Below are 16,881 nucleotides of genomic sequence, written 5' to 3'. Positions count from 1 at the left end.
TTAGAATATGTATTGAATATAGTGATGCAAAGCATTATAAGGAGGTATTCTGTTGAAAAAATATTCTTTTATATATGGTACACTTTTATTAATCGCCGTTAATTTTGTCATCCGGTCTTTAGGCTTTATTTATAAAATTGTGTTATCTCGAATCATTGGTCCTGAAGCCATCGGTTTATATCAAATGGTGTTCCCATTTCTAATGGTTCTAATCACCATCACCTCTGCAGGGATTCCTTTGGCTGTATCTAAGATTGTAGCCAAAGAAAATTCACTCCATAACAAAGTGGGCATCTATAAAACCCTTTGGATTGCCTTGATTATTGGCGGTACGATTGCCCTTGTTTTATCTGTTTTTGTATCACTTCGTATGGATTTTATTGTAGATAAGATATTGAAAAATCGGAACATCTATTATCCAATTTTATTTTCGATTCCAGCCATTGCTTTAATAACTTTTGCCAGTATACTGAGAGGGTTTTTTTATGGACTGAAGGATATGAAGTCTCCTTCCAATGCACAAATTTTGGAACAAGTATCTCGGATACTTTTCGTGCTTTCCTATTTGATTTATAAAAAACCATCCAACCCCATATGGGCTGCGACTATTGGAATTATTGGGATTTCCATAGGGGAGTTCTTTGGTTTGATTTATCTCGTATTTAAGTTCAATCTGAAAAAACTCGGTTCGAAAATAGGGGCTCTAAAGGCATATCCAGAATCTTTCTTTAAAATAACTTCCAACATTCTATCCTTTTCTGTTCCGATTAGTATGGGTAGATTGGTTTCAACATTGCTACAAACGGCAACTTCTATTTTAATTCCCCAAAGATTGGTGTTGGCTGGTTACACAACTTCCGAAGCGATTCAAACCTTTGGTAAAATCACAGGCATGGCCATGCCACTTTTATTTGTGCCTTTTACAGTTACATCTGCGCTATCGGTGAATATCATTCCAAATATCTCCGAACAGATTGCGCTCAATAAAATTAGTGACGTGAATAGGCAGAGCAGTCTTGCAATAAAAATCACCTTACTGGTTGCCATTCCCATTTCAATGCTCTATGCTGCCTTTGGAAGTCATTTGGGTTTGGTCATCTATAAAGACTTAGATGTTGGAAGATATTTATCTATCATCAGCTATGCCACTATATTCTTATGTATGCAGCAAACGACTTCCAGTATTCTTCATGGTATGGGAAAACCAATCATCGCTACCATCAATTTTATACTCGGGATGCTGTTGCAGCTCTATTGTACCTATTTTTTAATTTCTAATCCGAAGTATGGCATCAATGGTTTTTTTATAGGGTATATCTTTTCAGCTTTTCTAGTTTTTATATTAAACTTTATCAGCCTAAAACGCACAATTACCCTTCAACTTTCTATGAAAGAACTTCTTTTAAAGCCTTTGGTTTCATCCACCATCGCTACATGCAGTATTTTCTACCTTTATAAATCATTGGCCCTTATTATCCGTAGCAGCTTCCTAAATACCATTTTTTCCTTAGCACTGGGCTCGGCTTTATATCTAATTCTTCTAGGAATGACAAAGTCCCTCGATCTCTTCTCCATTTTAAAGGAACTTCGACCGAGATAGAATTCCAAATACCCAGATTCAATAAAAGCAACTAGGAAAATAGATACTTTTCCTAGTTGCTTTTATTTGAAATGAATTAAAGTATTTCGATATGGTCTCCAGGCTTCACTACGCCGCCTTTGATTACTTTTGTAAAAATTCCTTCTTTCGGCATGACACAGTCTCCTACAGTGTGGAAAATAGCACATTTCTGATGACAGACTTTACCGATTTGTGTAACCTCCTGAATGGTTTCTCCGATTTGCAATCGAGTTCCTACCGGTAGTTCATATAGAACAATTCCTTCTGTAGTAATGTTTTCTGCAAATTTTCCAGGCTCTAATCCATCAGCTCCCATTGCAATGGCCTTATCAATACTTTCCTGTGAAAGTAAACTGACTTGTCTGTGCCAGTCCCCACCGTGAACATCTCCCTCTAGACCAAAATTCTCTATGAAAACACCTTGCTCAATCTGATCTTTTGGAATTCCTTTTTTTACACTAATGTTAATTGCTACGACTTTTGCCATTTGACTCTCCCCTTTATATCCATAATATTATTCAATTACGTTACCAATATTTTCAGTATCATATCCATCTAATTCTTGAATTTTAGCGATAAAGTCGTTGCTCTTCATCGTTTCTATCAAAGAGATAATTTTAGAATCCTTTAACATTTCCTTGGAAATACATAAATCATATTCTTCCCAAGCGATTGGGATAAAATCTAGGCCCATAATCTTTGCAGCAGACAGTACACCCATGCCACAATCCGCAGAGTTTCCTGCAACGGCAGCTGCTACAGCCATATGGGTATTGAACTCCCGATCGTATCCAAGAATATCTGAAGGAGATATACCGTGCTTATTTAAGTAATAATCCAATAGGATTCGAGTTCCTGCCCCTCTCTGGCGATTGACAAAGAGAAGATCCTTTTTGGTTAAATCTTTAACACTGCGAATTCCAAGCGGATTACCCTTTTTTACCATCAAACCTTGGCTGCGCTTTACAAATTTAATTATAGCATACTCTTTATCATTTAAGTACTTTTTAATATAAGTTTTATTATATTCTCCCGTTTCTTCATCCATCAGGTGAATTGGCGCTATGTGGCATTCATTTTTTCTCATTGCCATGATACCACCCAAGCTACCTACATGGGCAGAAGATAAAAATAAATTCGATTTCCTTGTATGTAATTCATCACCTAAAAGATCCATCACTAGATCATGGCTTCCAATAGACACAATAGTGTTATTTATTTCTCCAAATTCTTTTAAAAGTTGAACCTCTACTTCTCTTCCGGCCTCATACCCCTCAAGGCTCTGAGGTATGATTAAAATACCATCTGCTTTTACCAAGGACATGGTGACACCCGCTCCCCGATCTAAGGGTGTTGCTATGATCTTATCCTTTACAGCTCCTAATTTTACTCGAACAAACTCTTCATATTTTAAAGAAGATATAATTTTCCTAGATAATACGCATTTCATTTTTCTCGGTTCTTCTAATATCAGATGATTGTATTGGAAGAGAAGTGGCTTTACAAAAAGTTCAAACACCAGATATGCAGAGACGGGATAGCCCGGTATTCCGATGACTGGCTTTCCTTTTACGATGGCTAAAATGGTCGGCTTGCCAGGCTTTATTGCAACACCATGGATCTTTACATCCCCTATTTCTCTTAAAACATCCACCGTATAATCCTTAGAACCAGCAGAAGAGCCGGCATTAATAATTACTACATCATTTTCTTCTACTGCTGCTAATATTTTATTTTTTAAAAGTTCATAGTCATCAGGAATAATTTCATATTTTTTAGGAATACCGTAATATTCTGCCACCATGACTGAAAACATACTGCCGTTGGTTTCAATAATTTTGCCTTGGGATAATTCCTGTTCTGCCCCTACTATTTCGGAGCCCGTTGGTATGATTCCTACCTGAGGCAGTTTATAAACCTCAATATCTATTGTTTGGCCCGCTAGCAAAGCGCCAATATCCATGGCCCTTATTTTATGATTACTGCTGATAATTAGTTCTTTTTCTACGATATCTTCACCGATGGGACGAATATGTTGCCAAGGGGTGGCCGCCTGTCTTATTTCCACCGTATCCTCATCGATTTCAATCACATCTTCTATCATAATGACCGCATTATACGGGTCGTCAATATAGCCTCCTGTGTTAATATCCATGTAGTCTTTGTTTCGTTTTAAGTGGATCGGATTACTTTCAGTAGCGCCATAGGTATGATTCGCCACTACAGCAATACCGTCCATGGCAGCTGCATTATAATTGGGCGAAGACTTTTTTGCAAAAACTGGCTTTGCACTGACTCTATTCAAGCTATCTGTAACCGCTATCTTTTCAGTAGACCTGCCATGATTCAATAAACTAACCTCAGCAAAATATAACCTTTGTGCTTCTTCTAAGGATATATTGGTCAAATATGTATTGCGCTCTTTTTTAGCCATCGATACCCCTCCTATTACAGTAAAAAGGCTCTCACAGAATCCCCTTTTAAAATTCCTTCAGTATTCGTATGAATTTTAATATATCCCTGTGCCTTTGCCATCATCGAAAGCATGCCCGATTTTCCATAAATCGGATCTATAATCGTTTGTCCAGCCTCTTCCTTTATGCTGACCATCACATAATGCTCTCTCCCTGGTGCCGATGGAATATTCACGGAGATTGTCCCCTCTATGGATGGATGAATCACTTCTGCTCCATACAGTGTTTCCTTTATCCAAGAGCTTACCAGTATCTTATATACAATTAGCGCAGAAACAGGCTGCCCTGGCAGTCCAAAAATTGCCCTGCCCTTTACCTTACCTACGATGGTTGGTTTTCCTGGTTTAACAGAGATGCCATGAATAAATGCTCCTGGCATACCGATACGATCCATCACTTCTTTTGTATAATCCTTATCTCCTGCAGAGCTTCCACCAGATATTAGTATGATGTGGCTATGAGCGATACATTCTTCTATTTTAGACTGTAATCCCTCTTTTTCATCTTCTATGATGACTCTTTCTATAATACAACATCCATCTGCCTCAGCTGCTGCTGATAAGCTGTATGTATTCATATCATGGATTTGTCCTAAATTTAATTTTTTCGTAGGTGGAACTAGTTCATCTCCAGTAGAGATGATACTCACGCTCAGTTTTTCATAAACAGGAATATCTATAATACCTAAACCAGCTAACATCCCGATATCCTGTGGTCTAAGCCGATGTCCCTTTTTAAATAAGAGATCTTTTTGTCTTAGATCTTCCCCTTTTTTCAATATATTTTCCCAAGGAGAAACAGGCTTCTGAATGCAGATTTCTCTCCCCAAAACCTCAGTATATTCCACCATAACCACAGCATCACAGCCCATAGGCAGCATACCACCGGTGGGAACGTAATAACACTCTCCCGAACCGATAAATTCTGTAGCCTCCATACCCATTTCTATTTTTCCTCGATATCTTAAAAAACTAGGAATATTTTCACTAGAACCAAAGGTATCTCTCGCAATCACTGCATAACCGTCTACGGTTGAACGATGAAATCCGGGTACATGAATTGGCGCCACAATATCTTGTGACAAATATCGATTTACAGCTTCCAATAAATGTACCTTTTCTTCTTTCAATTTGACATCGCTGAATACATCCTTTATTTTATTTTTTGCTTCGTCTACAGTAACTGTATTTAATAGATTCATATAGCGCTACCCCCTGCAAGATAGAATAATATCTTGATTATACCATGAAACACTTTTCTTGATAATGAGAACAACTAAAATACCCCCCAAGTTATTGGGGGGTACAAGTTTATCCAAGATGCCGTAAGCCGCAAAATTCACGCCCTCGCTCTCGCAAGGTGGGTGTAACATTTTAAAACTTCGAAGTCCACTCAAAGGAGGCATTTCGTCCTATTAAAAATATTATCTCCCGAATCAGTATTGTAGGTTGAATTTTACTGAATCCTACCAACATCCCAGAATAAATATTCACTTGTTTTGATATCCTTATTATACACCAAAAAGTTAATTTTATAAAATGAAAATTCTACCTGTATCCGCGTAATATAGCTTAAATACGCACAAATACTTCACAATACTAGTTGTTATCGTGTATTTTCAATGCATTTATTTATTTCTTCCTCGCTTAAGGTCTCCTTTTCCAAAAGCTCCTCCGCTAAAACTTTGATTAGGACTTTATGGTCTTCCACCAACTTTTTAGTTTCATCGTATATCTTTTTCATTTCATCTTTCACTGTAGATACAAGGCTGTGGTCATTACTTCCATAAGAACCCATTAAAACATCGTAGTTCACCATACCGATTTCTTCATTCATTCCAAAATGCTTCATCATGGAGACTAATATTTCAGTGGCTTTTTGTATATCATTACTTGCACCTGTGGTCACATTATCACTACCAAATACTAATTCCTCTACAATCCTACCTGCCAATGCAATTTTAATATTATTTTTCATTTCTATTTTTGTATGATACATTTTATCAGGAGGAATATTCATGCTAAAACCACCGATGCCCTTCGTACTCGGAATAATCGTCACTTTTGTAACCTTATTTTCAGGGGAGATGAGCTTCGTAACAACGGCATGTCCTGCCTCATGGTAGGCTGTAATTTTTCTATCTAGGCTTCGGATATTGCTTCGATCTTTTTTCTCATCTCCTGCAATGACGGTATAGAATGCTCGATCCATATGTTTTTCTGTAATCGCATCCGCATTTTCTCTAGCAGCATTAATCGCAGCCTCATTCATAAGATTTTCTAGCTTTGCACCGCTAAAATATACCGTTTGCTCTGCAAAAGCTCTTAGATTCAAGGTTTCTCCAATAGGTCTATTTTTACTGTAAAGCTTTAGAATCTCATATCTTGCATTGAGATCGGGAAGTCCAATCTCTATCTGTCGATCAAATCTTCCTGGCCTTAAAAGAGCCTCATCCAGTGTATCCAATCGATTGGTAGCGGCAATAACCACAATCCCCTCGCTACCTTTAAAGCCCGACATTTCTGTTAAAAGTGCATTCAGCGTTCGATCAGACTCATCACTACCGCCTATATTGCCACGATCTCTTTTCTTTCCAATGGCATCGATCTCGTCTATGAATACTACACATTTCCCTTTTTCCTTAGCATTTTTAAACAGTGAGCGAATTCTACCTGCACCTAGTCCAGCATAGACCTGCACAAAGTCTGAACCGGATACGGCTAGAAAATCTACGCCAGCTTCACTTGCCAAGGCCTTAGCCATTAGGGTTTTACCCGTTCCCGGTGGACCATATAGAATGATGCCCTTTGGCATTCTCGCACCATATTTTTCATATTTTTGTGGATTTTTTATAAAGTCTACAAGCTCCATAATATTTTCTTTTGCTTCATCATTTCCTGCAATATTGCAAAATCGAATTGTAGAATCCTTTTCTGTTGAAATGTCCATGTTGGACATTTTGTCATATTCCTTGGAAACCTGTTGAGAATTATTTTTGCTTAGATAAACTGCAATGGTAGCAAATGAAATAATCAATAGCAGACCCAAAATAATCTGCACACTGGAGTACTGACCTTGTTCTTCTTTTACTTCTATATTTTTGACCAACATATTTTCTTTAAAATCATCCAACCTAGGATTGTCCGTTACAAAATTCTGTCCATTTTTCAGTACCCCTTCTAAATCTGGCGAATCTGAAATAGAAATGGATTGAACCTCTTCTTTCTGGACTTTCTCCATAAATTCAACGTAGGAAAATCGTTGCACTGGCTCTTTCGTTTTCAAATGATAGACGAGAACCATTGGTGCGAGTAAAATTAAAATTATGGTAAAAATGAATATTTTATTCTTCATATTAAATTTTTTCACACAAAAACCCCCTTTGATTTATATTTAAAATTTAATATGTAAGGGGGTCGTTCATATAATATAGTACCACAGATCGCTTCGAAAACATACTCTCAATATCTGTATATTTTTTAATTTTTTTCTATTTTTCTACAAAGAATGTGACGTTCTTTATGATGATATCGACGGTGCCATCGCCATTTCGCTTCACATGGTACTTCAGATTGTCATCGAAGCACTCTCGATCATTTTTAATCTCAAATCCAGTATCTGTCTTTATTGCTTTTTTCTTCAGCTTCTTTTCTACCCAAGGCTTATTGACTTCAAAGCTGGTCACCTGAAATCCATTGCTGTTCAGATGGTCTACAAAATTACTTTGTATTTCCTCATTGCCTTCCATAGCCTCTTCAACGAAAGAGCGAATACTGATTTCCTCTTCCTTTTTTAGATTGTCGGACAAAATTTCTCGAACCTTTGTAGCTTGTTCGATGTCCTGTCTCAACTGGCTTCGAACCCATTTTTCCGTCATATTCTTAAACATCTTTGTTTTATCTTTACTATCTACAAGAATATTGCTATTTAAAAAGTCCTTTTCAAAGAAATTAGCGACTTCGTTTCCTTCCTCAGAAGATTGCTGCTTATCTAATATTACCAAATCGTACTCTTCATTGGCTTCATATAGCTTTATAAATGCACATTTTTGTAATCGCTGCCCCACTCCTGGCAAACCGATTTCTTGAGGCATGATTGAAACCTTAAATTTATCATCGATATACTCCACATTGTGGATATAAGATTTTCTATAATCCATTTTCAGTAGAGCAACGTATTTTACATTATCCACGGAATAAATGCAGATTACTAGGTCGCAGGAAGAAATATTGCCATGTCTTTTCATCGCGTTAAATAAATGATCGGCGATCTTCTTCGAGCTCTCTATAAAATCATCCTCGTCGTACAGCATGGCATCGCAATGATCTCGTACAATATTGGGACCACTGATAAATTTAGCAATTCTATTTTCATCATCCTTTAAAGAACGTACAATATGTTTTTCTAAAAGCTCGTGAATCTCTTCTGTAACTTCCTGCTCATAATCCGTAAACAAAGGTGTATCCATGGATCTGTCCAACACATGGATAATCACCTTATGCAGAATAACACTGCTTGTTTCTCTCATATTCTCATCCCTCCAAATATCCAATCATTCACCCTACGAAATATAGCCAAACCTGGTATCTGCTTCTATGATTTTCTACATTTCTTTTAATTTATCCCTAAGGCTTAATAAATCTGCCGGCAGGTCTGCCTTCACTTCTATAGCTCTTTTAAATCTCGGTTGCCAGAAGCGAAGGTACTCTGCATGGAGTGCCTGGCGATCAATAAGCTCTGCATCCTCTTTACCGTAAAGCGTATCCCCTATTAAGGGATGACCTAAATGTTCCATATGAACTCTAATTTGGTGTGTCCTTCCAGTTAGTAGCTTTACTTCTACCATGGTGGCATTCTTATATCTTTCCAACACCTTAAATTCTGTAATGGATTCCTGCCCTCTTTCATCTACCACTCTTTTGATAGAATCCATGGTGGTTCTATAAATCGGTGCCTCAATTCTTCCTTCATCTTCCTTTATTACGCCCCAAACGAAGGCAATATATTTCTTTTCAATTCGATCCTCCTGCATTTGCTCTGAAAGGACGTGGTGCGCATAGGCATTCTTAGCGATAATCAGTAAGCCAGAAGTATCCATATCCAATCGGTTTACAAACCTTACCTTACAGTCGATTCCTTTACTCTTCAAGTACAATGCTGCCCCATTTGCAATGGTCCAATCAGGATGACTTTTTGTTGGATGTGTTACAATACCCGGCTCTTTATTTACCAAGATTAGATCTACATCCTCGTAGACTGCTTCAAAGGGAACGTCTTGTAGGGTAAAGTGGTTCGGTTCATCCTCCATAACAATTTTAATTTCATCGCCAGCATTGATTGTCTCATGATATTTTAAATATTCCCCATTGACAAAGATGGTTTTTCCACGCTTTACCCGAGCTAATAGCCTACTGGAAAAATCTAATTTGTTTTTTAGAATCTTCTTTAATTCTTTTCCTGCATCATCATTTTCTGCTTCATATATGATCATGTTTTCTTTTTGTTTTTCTTCTACTATCATCTTTCTATCTGCTCCTAAAATTTATTATTTTTCCTTAAAGGGATTTTTTTATTACCATAGAACTATATATAGATACTTTTAATAATAAAGGAGAATGTCTATGGAGTCTACTAAAACTGTGAATATTGTACATAACAATGAAAAGTTATCTGTAGATACTGCAAAGGATTTAAAGGCCAAATTAATTTCCTCTGGGTATAAAGTCAGCAATACCTTCGATGATCTTGCAGATTTGATTATTTGTATCGGTGGGGATGGTACATTTTTAAGAGCTTTAAGAGGCCATGACTTTCCTAGCATCCCTGTCGTCGGTATCAACACTGGCCATCTGGGCTTTTTTACAGAGATTACGCCCAATGAAATCGATACTTTTATTTCTAAATACAATGCAAATGACTACAGCATCCAGCAATTTACGCCGATGGAAGCCACCGTCTGCACTAGAAACGATTGTAAAGAAGTGAAGTCCATTAATGAAATTGTGATCAAAGGCAATAAGTCTCGAACCATTCATTTAGATATTTATGTCAACAATAATTTGGTGCAACATTTTAGTGGTGATGGCATATTGATCGCTACCTCTACGGGAAGTACCGCCTATAACTATTCCTCAGGAGGTTCTATTGTAGACCCCAGTTTAAATGTATTACAGATCACGCCACTAGCACCCATCAATACCAATGCTTACCGTTCCTTTACGTCTAGTATTATTCTACCTGCCGATGCAATGATCCGAGTCCATCCAGAATACCACTTCGAGGATTCTCTTCTGATTGTCAGCGATGGCTTAGAGCATCGACATAGTGGTATCACTCAGATTGATATCAATCTATCAGATCAGAAAATCAATATGGTTCGACTAGAAAGCTACGAATTCTGGAGCAGAGTTACAAGTAAATTTTTATAATCCCTTTTTAACTTCCCAGTCTCACTGCACAATTTTACGCTTCCTTCAGTAGATAAAGTTGGCATTCCTTCCCTTTGACCTACCATCAATTGATTGCTTCCTCCGGTGGCATAAGTTGGGTTAGGACATAAAGGCTTCTAAATATAGTTTAGAAGCCTTTTCATACTTTTATTCTACGGTATCTATTTTAAATCATAGCTTAGGATCATTCTACTGCCGCTATAAACCTCTAAAACAACAATATTATATTTAAATGCCTTTTGAATATATTTTGCAAACTCATTTTTAGATAAATTTGATTTTTTAACTTCATAGACATCCACTTCGACGGTGTCCCAGCCCAAAGATTCTAGCTTGAAAATTTGATCTGGGCTGGCTAGATCCTTCGGTACCGATGCAAATATATTTCCCTTCTGCACCTCATAAGCCTGCCAAAATTGATTATGCACTTCCAACAATCGACAACTTTTCAAGTCCGAGGTTCTTATTTCTCCAAATCGCTCAAGATAATCTCCTTCATAATAATTTTTCGTCATCACAGGTTTATATAAAAAAGTTTCCCTTGATATTTTCTCTAATTCAATGTCTGCGTTGAAATACATTGATTTTTCTTCCTCTATATATGTATTTTTCATTTTCTGGGCAGTCTGAATTAAATGATCTAAAAGTTCGATTTCTCTTCCTTTAAAATATCCACTCTCTAAGTTATATACTATTTTTTTTAAATCATATAAGTCTTTATCCATTGGTATTTGCTTACCTCCCATAAAACAATGTAACGTGTAACTGATGCTGCTCTATCCATTCATAAAAAATATTTGAAGTTGAATGAAAGCTTTTTCCCTTATATAGCATAAGAAGAAATGCTTTTTCATACACTAAGAGAAACATAGCCTCAAAATTTAAATATAATTTCCTAGGATGTGACTCTATTGAAATGTACGAATTGTAAAGAAGGAAACTTGATATTAAAGGATGAAGTTACCTATGTATATCACTATAAAATAAAAGACACTGGTGTTGTCAAGAATAGTGATGAAGAAGGATATGCTCCATATCTTTTCTTTAATAGGGATCTAAAAGATTTTCGACAAATTGTTCAGTGTGATCACTGTAATAAAGAATATGACTTTAAAATACAAAAGGACTACGATCAACAGATGGTCATTTTAAAAAAAGCAGTTCATTCCAATGGGGCATTGGATACACACCCCTTTGCTTAAGCAGACCGCTAAAACACTAACCTTCCTCAAGGTTAGTGTTTTTTGCTCAATTCATTGAACATAAAATTAGAATGTCCTTCCGTCCATTGTCTATAGTTCTTTCCCAATTTATAGAATTCTAATAAGTTCGTTTTTGCATCAAATTCCCAATAAGCAACATTAAACTCATACTTTCCTTCTAAAAGTATATCTTCAATAATCATACCATTATCCTTAAAATATTCTTCAAAAACCTCAATTAGTGTTTTATCTTCTATCGCTAGATGTTGGTAGGCGTCTAGAGCCATTGCCTTGAATATCCAGTTAAATTCCTTTGTCTTCTGGATGATTCTTCTATTATAGAATCTCTTATTAGTGAAAATATAGGTTTGAATATCCTTTGTACAGATAAAATCCGCCACCAATCTTTCAAACAATTGCTGCTCTACAGAAATCCAACCGATTTCTTTAAATTTGTCACTTAAAAGCTCTATAAAGCTTTGGTCTGATATGTTTTCTATCTCTACTTTCAATTCATCTTCATTAATCGTGCTATAATCTAGCCCATTGTATACGATGTCTAAAAAGATATCTCTATTGATCCAAATCCAGTCTTCATTTTTAAAATCTATATGGAATAATTGTTCTAAAGCATTTTTCTCTATGATTTCTTTGATATTTAATGTCCCTATATGAATCACCTTCTCTTCGTTATGTTTTTATTATATATAATTTTTACCTATTCCACAACAAACAAAGATTGACTATCTTAAAATTTGTTTATTTACAGCGACCAATTTTAAATACACAGCATAAAAAAGGAGCCTATCAAATAAGCTCCCCTCCTATATTATTTTGTTTTGAATGCAATTTCTTCCATTTCAGTGAGTAAGTCTTCAAATACCTTTAATGCCGATTCTATTGGCGCAGGAGATGACATATCAACACCAGCATTTTTAAGTACATTGATGGAATAGTCGGAGCTGCCACTCTTTAAGAACTCAATATATTGCTGAACTGCATTTTCTCCTTCCATTAATATCTTCTTAGACAATGCAATGGCAGCAGAATATCCAGTAGCATATTGAAACACATAGAAGCTGTTATAAAAATGTGGAATTCTGGCCCACTCTATATCAATATGACTATCTACGATAATATCATTGCCATAATATTTTATATTTAAATCGCGGTAAATTTTATTTAGATCCTCTGCCGTCAACGCTTCTCCCATGGAAATCTTTTCATGGGTGATTTTCTCGAATTCCGCAAACATGGTCTGTCGATAAACCGTTGTTCTAAATTGCTCTAAATAATAGTTTAATAAATACATCCTTTCATTGGTCTCTTTCGTATTTTTTAACATATAGTCCATCAGCAGTGCCTCATTTACAGTAGAAGCGACTTCTGCCACGAAGGTCTTATAATCAGAATAAATGAAAGGCTGATTTTTACAAGTATAGTAGCTATGGATTGAATGACCCATTTCATGAGCTAGAGTAAACATGCTGTTTACATTGTCCTTATAGCTCATGAGGATAAACGGGTAGCTATCGTAGGTACCCCATGAATAGGCCCCACTGGTTTTGCCTGTATTTTCATATACATCCACCCATCTGTCTCTAAACCCAGATTTCAGTATGTTTGTATATGCTTCTCCAAGTGGAGATAATCCTTTTACCAGCAATTCTTTCGCTTCCTCGTAGGGAATCTGCATGTCTATATTTTGAACCATGGGGGTATATAAATCGTACATATGGAGTTCGTCTAATCCTAGCATTCTCTTTCTTAGATTTACATATCGATGCATTAAATGTAGATGATTATGAATGACCCCTATTAAATTGTGATATACCTCTTCCGGTATATTGGTATTAAATAAAGCGGCACTCATTGAGTTTTTGTGTTTTTTTACTTTTGCCAAGAAATTATCTTTCTTTAAGCTGGATGAAAATACAGTTGCTAAAGTATTTTTATAGCTTTCGTATGTACTATACAGTGCTGAAAAAGCATCTTCTCTTACCCTTCGATCTGGATTTTCCAGAAGCTGTATAAAGTTTCCATGGGTGACTTCTACTTCTACCCCAGATTGGTCTATTATGGTTGGAAACTTCATATCTGCATTATTCAACATGGTAAAAATATCTCTCGGTCCATTTGCAACTTCACCTGCTTGGGCCACAATTTCTTCTTCTGCTGCTGAAAGTACATGACTTTTGTGTCTCAATATTTCATCGAGGTAATGCTGATATTTCTTTAGACCAGTTTCCTTACGATAAAATTCCTGAATATCCTCTTCAGAAATACTTAGAATCTCTGGAACAAAAAAGGCCACGGAACTTCCCATCCTCGTATATAAACTTTGTGCATTATCAGCGAGACCTTGGTGCTTCGCGTTTCTATTGTCTTCATCTCTTTTCATAGTCGCATACACATAGAGCTTATTCGTTTTTTCAACTAAGGTTTCATATAGGCTCAATGCCTTCAGTAGATTTTTACAATCCTTCAGTTTTCCCTTATATTGAACAAATTCTGCTATCAGTTCCTTCACAGTATCATAGTCTTTTTTCCATAGTGCCTCATTTTGGTACATCTTTTCTATGTCCCATTTAAATGCTTTGTCTATTTCATTTCTTTCCAAACTGCTTACCTTCTGTTTTTTATTTTCACTAGCCATAGCATACGCCCCCTTCTAATTCATATGTGTTAAGGAATTCAATATTGTTCCATCATTTTCCTTCCATGTTTTTGAATATTTAAAATTTTTACTAAGATTTTTTTGCAAATCGATCTACAATCATGGCGATTGCAGCATCCCCAGTTACATTGCAAGCCGTTCCAAAGCTATCCTGAGCGATATACAAAGCCATCATTAGTCCAAGCTGAGCTTCAGTAAAGCCAAGCATTGTTGATAAAAGCCCAAGTGCAGCCATAATCGCTCCCCCTGGTACCCCTGGAGCCGCTACCATGGTCACACCCAACATTAATACGAAAGGAAATATTTGCCCAAATCCTACGGTTGTACCCTGTATCAATATCACTGCAAGGGCACAGGTCGTAATGGTGATCGTACTCCCCGACAAGTGGATGGTTGCACATAACGGTACAGCAAATTCTGCTACTTCATCACTGACACCATTCTTTTTAGCTGAAGCAACAGTTACAGGAATGGTCGCAGCAGAAGATTGAGTCCCTATGGCAGTAAAATAAGCTGGTAGCATATTTTTAATGGATGCAAAAGGATTCCGGCTAGAGATGGAACCGGCTATAATAAACTGTATGACGATAATTAGAATATGCATAGCGATGACCAATAGAAATACTTTGCCAAACACAGACATTGTGGCCATAACTTCTCCCGTATAGGCCATGTTGGCGAATATACCTGCGATATAAATCGGCAATAAAGGAATAATGATATGATCGATGACTTTACTGATGATTCCCTCAAATTCCTTCATCAGATGAATCATATAGGTGCTCTTAATAGCAGCCATCCCCAATCCCAATAAAAAGGCGGTGATCAGTGCGCTCATTACTGGCAGAATCGGTGGAATCTGTAGAGTGAATATGGCAGAGATCTCAATTCCACCTGTCCCGATATTGGCTCCACTGGGAACGAGTATCGGCAATACCGCTGTGGCGATCAAATAGGCCATAGTCCCTGCGATTACGGTCGATATATAAGCCAACCCTGCAGTAATTCCTAAAAGCCTTCCAGCTTTATCACCAAGTTCTGCAATCCCTGGTGCAACGAATGCTATAATTAGCAAAGGGATTATATAATTTAAAAATTCACCAAAGATACCACTGAATGTCATCAATAACCTCGTGAGTATTTCAATCTTTGTTGCTCCAATTAAAATACCGATCACAATACCGATCAGTAATCTCGGTAATAATCCTAATTTCTTCATTTTCTTTTCCTCCGTTTCGTTTCATCTATTCTTCATTTTAAATATTCTTTCCAAGAATTTTAAAATTAGTACTGGATTCCAGTATATTTTGTAAAGTTTCACATGCTGTCATATTAGAGATGAATTTAATGTCCCTTTTGAAGATTATAAAAGCCTGACGATCTGCAATATTATTAAAAAAGTGAATATTTCCAGCGTCGTCCATTCTAATGCATGAAAGGACGATGAAATTTTCTTATTGTATAAAAATAGCAAGGGTTGCTAGAAATTTATTTTCTATGCAACCCTTGCTATTGCTTTATTTTTTGGTGAGGATAATTGGACTTGAACCAACGACCTCTACGATGTCAACGTAGCGCTCTGCCAGCTGAGCTATACCCTCTGATTAATATGATTTCAAACATTATTTACCACAAATGAAATTATATCACCTATCTAGAGACTTTTCAACTATATAAATAAAGAAAAGGAAAATTTTCCTTTTCTTTATTTATAATTCACTCCTTATACCATTAAATTTAATAAATCCTTCATCGTATACAGTCCCGGCTCTTGATCCATTATAAATTTCGCTGCATCCAAGGCTCCTTGTGCAAAAACAGATCGATTGTGTGCTTCATGAACTATTTTTATGGTTTCCAGATCATTAATAAAATTCGCCTCATGATATCCAACGATATTACCACCACGAATTGCATGGATACCGATCTCTCCCTTTTCTCTAGGACATTCACCAACCCTACCATGTTGATGTTTTTTCTCTTCTCCTAGACCCTTTTCAATGGATTCAACAATGGTTCTTGCACTTCCAGATGGTGCATCCTTTTTTCGGTTATGGTGAGATTCAATAACTTCAATATCTGACTTATCCTTCAATACGGCCGCCGTCTGCTCTACAAGCCTAAATAGCAAGTTCATTCCCAAAGACATATTGGTGGACTGTAGTATGGGTATTTTAGCAGAAGCAAACTTTATGTCCTCTAACTGTTCCTTACTAAATCCTGTTGTGCCAATGACCAAAGGTATTTTCTTTTCCTTACAAAGCTGCAATACATCCTGTAGAGCAGATGGATGCGAAAAATCTACGACTACATCGTATCGATTGTTCATAGGATCATCGGACATCTCCGAATCCACACCACCGATTACTCTCCAGTAGGAATCTTTTTCGGCTAAATTTTTTATTAGACTTCCCATATGACCATTTACACCATAAATCAATAAATCCATATAGATATC

Annotated in this window: 14 protein-coding genes, 1 tRNA gene and 1 other RNA gene; 3 read left to right on the top strand and 13 right to left on the bottom strand. The window is 36.6% G+C overall.

Annotated features, from left to right (window positions below; translation table 11 throughout):
* The first annotated feature begins 52 nt into the window (after positions 1 to 52).
* Positions 53 to 1,600: a putative polysaccharide biosynthesis protein gene (locus tag CLOS_RS06080; RefSeq protein WP_012159035.1), complete on the top strand. Its 1,548-nt coding sequence runs from the start codon at positions 53 to 55 to the stop codon at positions 1,598 to 1,600.
* 76 nt (positions 1,601 to 1,676) lie between these two features.
* On the opposite strand, the gene CLOS_RS06075 is transcribed toward CLOS_RS06080, so the two are convergent.
* From CLOS_RS06075 to CLOS_RS06050, 7 genes are all read right to left on the bottom strand, one after another.
* Positions 1,677 to 2,108, bottom strand: coding sequence for an MOSC domain-containing protein (locus CLOS_RS06075; protein WP_012159034.1), 432 nt, complete (start codon positions 2,106 to 2,108; stop codon positions 1,677 to 1,679).
* 27 nt (positions 2,109 to 2,135) lie between these two features.
* On the bottom strand, positions 2,136 to 4,055 hold the full coding sequence (locus CLOS_RS06070) for a molybdopterin biosynthesis protein (RefSeq protein WP_012159033.1): 1,920 nt from the start codon (positions 4,053 to 4,055) through the stop codon (positions 2,136 to 2,138).
* Between the two features lie 14 nt (positions 4,056 to 4,069).
* Positions 4,070 to 5,296, bottom strand: coding sequence for a molybdopterin molybdotransferase MoeA (locus tag CLOS_RS06065; RefSeq protein ID WP_012159032.1), 1,227 nt, complete (start codon positions 5,294 to 5,296; stop codon positions 4,070 to 4,072).
* 106 nt (positions 5,297 to 5,402) lie between these two features.
* Positions 5,403 to 5,581, bottom strand: a non-coding RNA gene (gene ssrS / locus CLOS_RS15560) — 6S RNA.
* 119 nt (positions 5,582 to 5,700) lie between these two features.
* A complete protein-coding gene (locus CLOS_RS06060; protein ID WP_012159031.1) occupies positions 5,701 to 7,464 on the bottom strand; it encodes an ATP-dependent metallopeptidase FtsH/Yme1/Tma family protein in 1,764 nt (587 codons plus the stop codon).
* A gap of 121 nt (positions 7,465 to 7,585) precedes the next feature.
* Positions 7,586 to 8,623 carry a nucleoid-associated protein gene (locus CLOS_RS06055; RefSeq protein ID WP_012159030.1) on the bottom strand — a complete coding sequence of 346 codons (1,038 nt, stop codon included), beginning with the start codon at positions 8,621 to 8,623 and terminating at the stop codon, positions 7,586 to 7,588.
* A gap of 75 nt (positions 8,624 to 8,698) precedes the next feature.
* On the bottom strand, positions 8,699 to 9,616 hold the full coding sequence (locus tag CLOS_RS06050) for an RluA family pseudouridine synthase (protein ID WP_012159029.1): 918 nt from the start codon (positions 9,614 to 9,616) through the stop codon (positions 8,699 to 8,701).
* 100 nt (positions 9,617 to 9,716) lie between these two features.
* Here CLOS_RS06050 and CLOS_RS06045 point away from each other — a divergent pair, with 100 nt between their 5' ends.
* Positions 9,717 to 10,523: an NAD(+)/NADH kinase gene (locus tag CLOS_RS06045; RefSeq protein WP_012159028.1), complete on the top strand. Its 807-nt coding sequence runs from the start codon at positions 9,717 to 9,719 to the stop codon at positions 10,521 to 10,523.
* A 182-nt stretch (positions 10,524 to 10,705) separates the two neighbouring features.
* Here the strand turns inward: CLOS_RS06045 and CLOS_RS06040 are convergent, their stop codons facing one another.
* The gene (locus CLOS_RS06040) at positions 10,706 to 11,269 is read right to left on the bottom strand and encodes a hypothetical protein (protein WP_012159027.1); all 564 of its coding nucleotides are present in this window, start codon (positions 11,267 to 11,269) and stop codon (positions 10,706 to 10,708) included.
* 186 nt (positions 11,270 to 11,455) lie between these two features.
* On the opposite strand from CLOS_RS06040, the gene CLOS_RS06035 reads away from it, so the two are divergent.
* On the top strand, positions 11,456 to 11,746 hold the full coding sequence (locus CLOS_RS06035) for a hypothetical protein (RefSeq protein ID WP_012159026.1): 291 nt from the start codon (positions 11,456 to 11,458) through the stop codon (positions 11,744 to 11,746).
* Positions 11,747 to 11,778: 32 nt separating this feature from the next.
* On the opposite strand, the gene CLOS_RS06030 is transcribed toward CLOS_RS06035, so the two are convergent.
* From CLOS_RS06030 to dapB, 5 genes are all read right to left on the bottom strand, one after another.
* The gene (locus CLOS_RS06030; RefSeq protein ID WP_012159025.1) at positions 11,779 to 12,426 is read right to left on the bottom strand and encodes a hypothetical protein; all 648 of its coding nucleotides are present in this window, start codon (positions 12,424 to 12,426) and stop codon (positions 11,779 to 11,781) included.
* A gap of 149 nt (positions 12,427 to 12,575) precedes the next feature.
* A complete protein-coding gene (gene pepF, locus CLOS_RS06025) occupies positions 12,576 to 14,402 on the bottom strand; it encodes an oligoendopeptidase F (protein ID WP_012159024.1) in 1,827 nt (608 codons plus the stop codon).
* 91 nt (positions 14,403 to 14,493) lie between these two features.
* Positions 14,494 to 15,642, bottom strand: a complete 1,149-nt coding sequence (locus CLOS_RS06020; protein ID WP_012159023.1) for a dicarboxylate/amino acid:cation symporter — start codon at positions 15,640 to 15,642, stop codon at positions 14,494 to 14,496.
* A gap of 306 nt (positions 15,643 to 15,948) precedes the next feature.
* A tRNA-Val gene (locus tag CLOS_RS06015) sits at positions 15,949 to 16,024 on the bottom strand.
* A 122-nt stretch (positions 16,025 to 16,146) separates the two neighbouring features.
* Entirely contained in the window at positions 16,147 to 16,872 is a 726-nt protein-coding gene (gene dapB, locus CLOS_RS06010) for a 4-hydroxy-tetrahydrodipicolinate reductase (protein WP_012159022.1), read from the bottom strand.
* Positions 16,873 to 16,881: the final 9 nt, after the last annotated feature.

This window comes from Alkaliphilus oremlandii OhILAs (assembly GCF_000018325.1).
GTDB classification, from domain to species: Bacteria; Bacillota; Clostridia; order Peptostreptococcales; family Natronincolaceae; genus Alkaliphilus_B; species Alkaliphilus_B oremlandii.
Note: the sequence above shows the minus strand (reverse complement) of the source record. Positions and strands in the feature narration are given on the sequence as shown.

Excerpts from the sequence above, each read along its gene's own strand:
- CLOS_RS06040 (WP_012159027.1), bottom strand. The coding sequence starts at position 11,269 with ATGGATAAAGACTTATATGATTTAAAAAAAATAGTATATAACTTAGAG.
- CLOS_RS06050 (WP_012159029.1), bottom strand. The coding sequence starts at position 9,616 with ATGATAGTAGAAGAAAAACAAAAAGAAAACATGATCATATATGAAGCA.
- CLOS_RS06065 (WP_012159032.1), bottom strand. The coding sequence starts at position 5,296 with ATGAATCTATTAAATACAGTTACTGTAGACGAAGCAAAAAATAAAATA.
- CLOS_RS06055 (WP_012159030.1), bottom strand. The coding sequence starts at position 8,623 with ATGAGAGAAACAAGCAGTGTTATTCTGCATAAGGTGATTATCCATGTG.
- pepF (WP_012159024.1), bottom strand. The coding sequence starts at position 14,402 with ATGGCTAGTGAAAATAAAAAACAGAAGGTAAGCAGTTTGGAAAGAAAT.
- CLOS_RS06075 (WP_012159034.1), bottom strand. The coding sequence starts at position 2,108 with ATGGCAAAAGTCGTAGCAATTAACATTAGTGTAAAAAAAGGAATTCCA.
- dapB (WP_012159022.1), bottom strand. The coding sequence starts at position 16,872 with ATGGATTTATTGATTTATGGTGTAAATGGTCATATGGGAAGTCTAATA.
- CLOS_RS06045 (WP_012159028.1), top strand. The coding sequence starts at position 9,717 with ATGGAGTCTACTAAAACTGTGAATATTGTACATAACAATGAAAAGTTA.
- CLOS_RS06020 (WP_012159023.1), bottom strand. The coding sequence starts at position 15,642 with ATGAAGAAATTAGGATTATTACCGAGATTACTGATCGGTATTGTGATC.
- CLOS_RS06070 (WP_012159033.1), bottom strand. The coding sequence starts at position 4,055 with ATGGCTAAAAAAGAGCGCAATACATATTTGACCAATATATCCTTAGAA.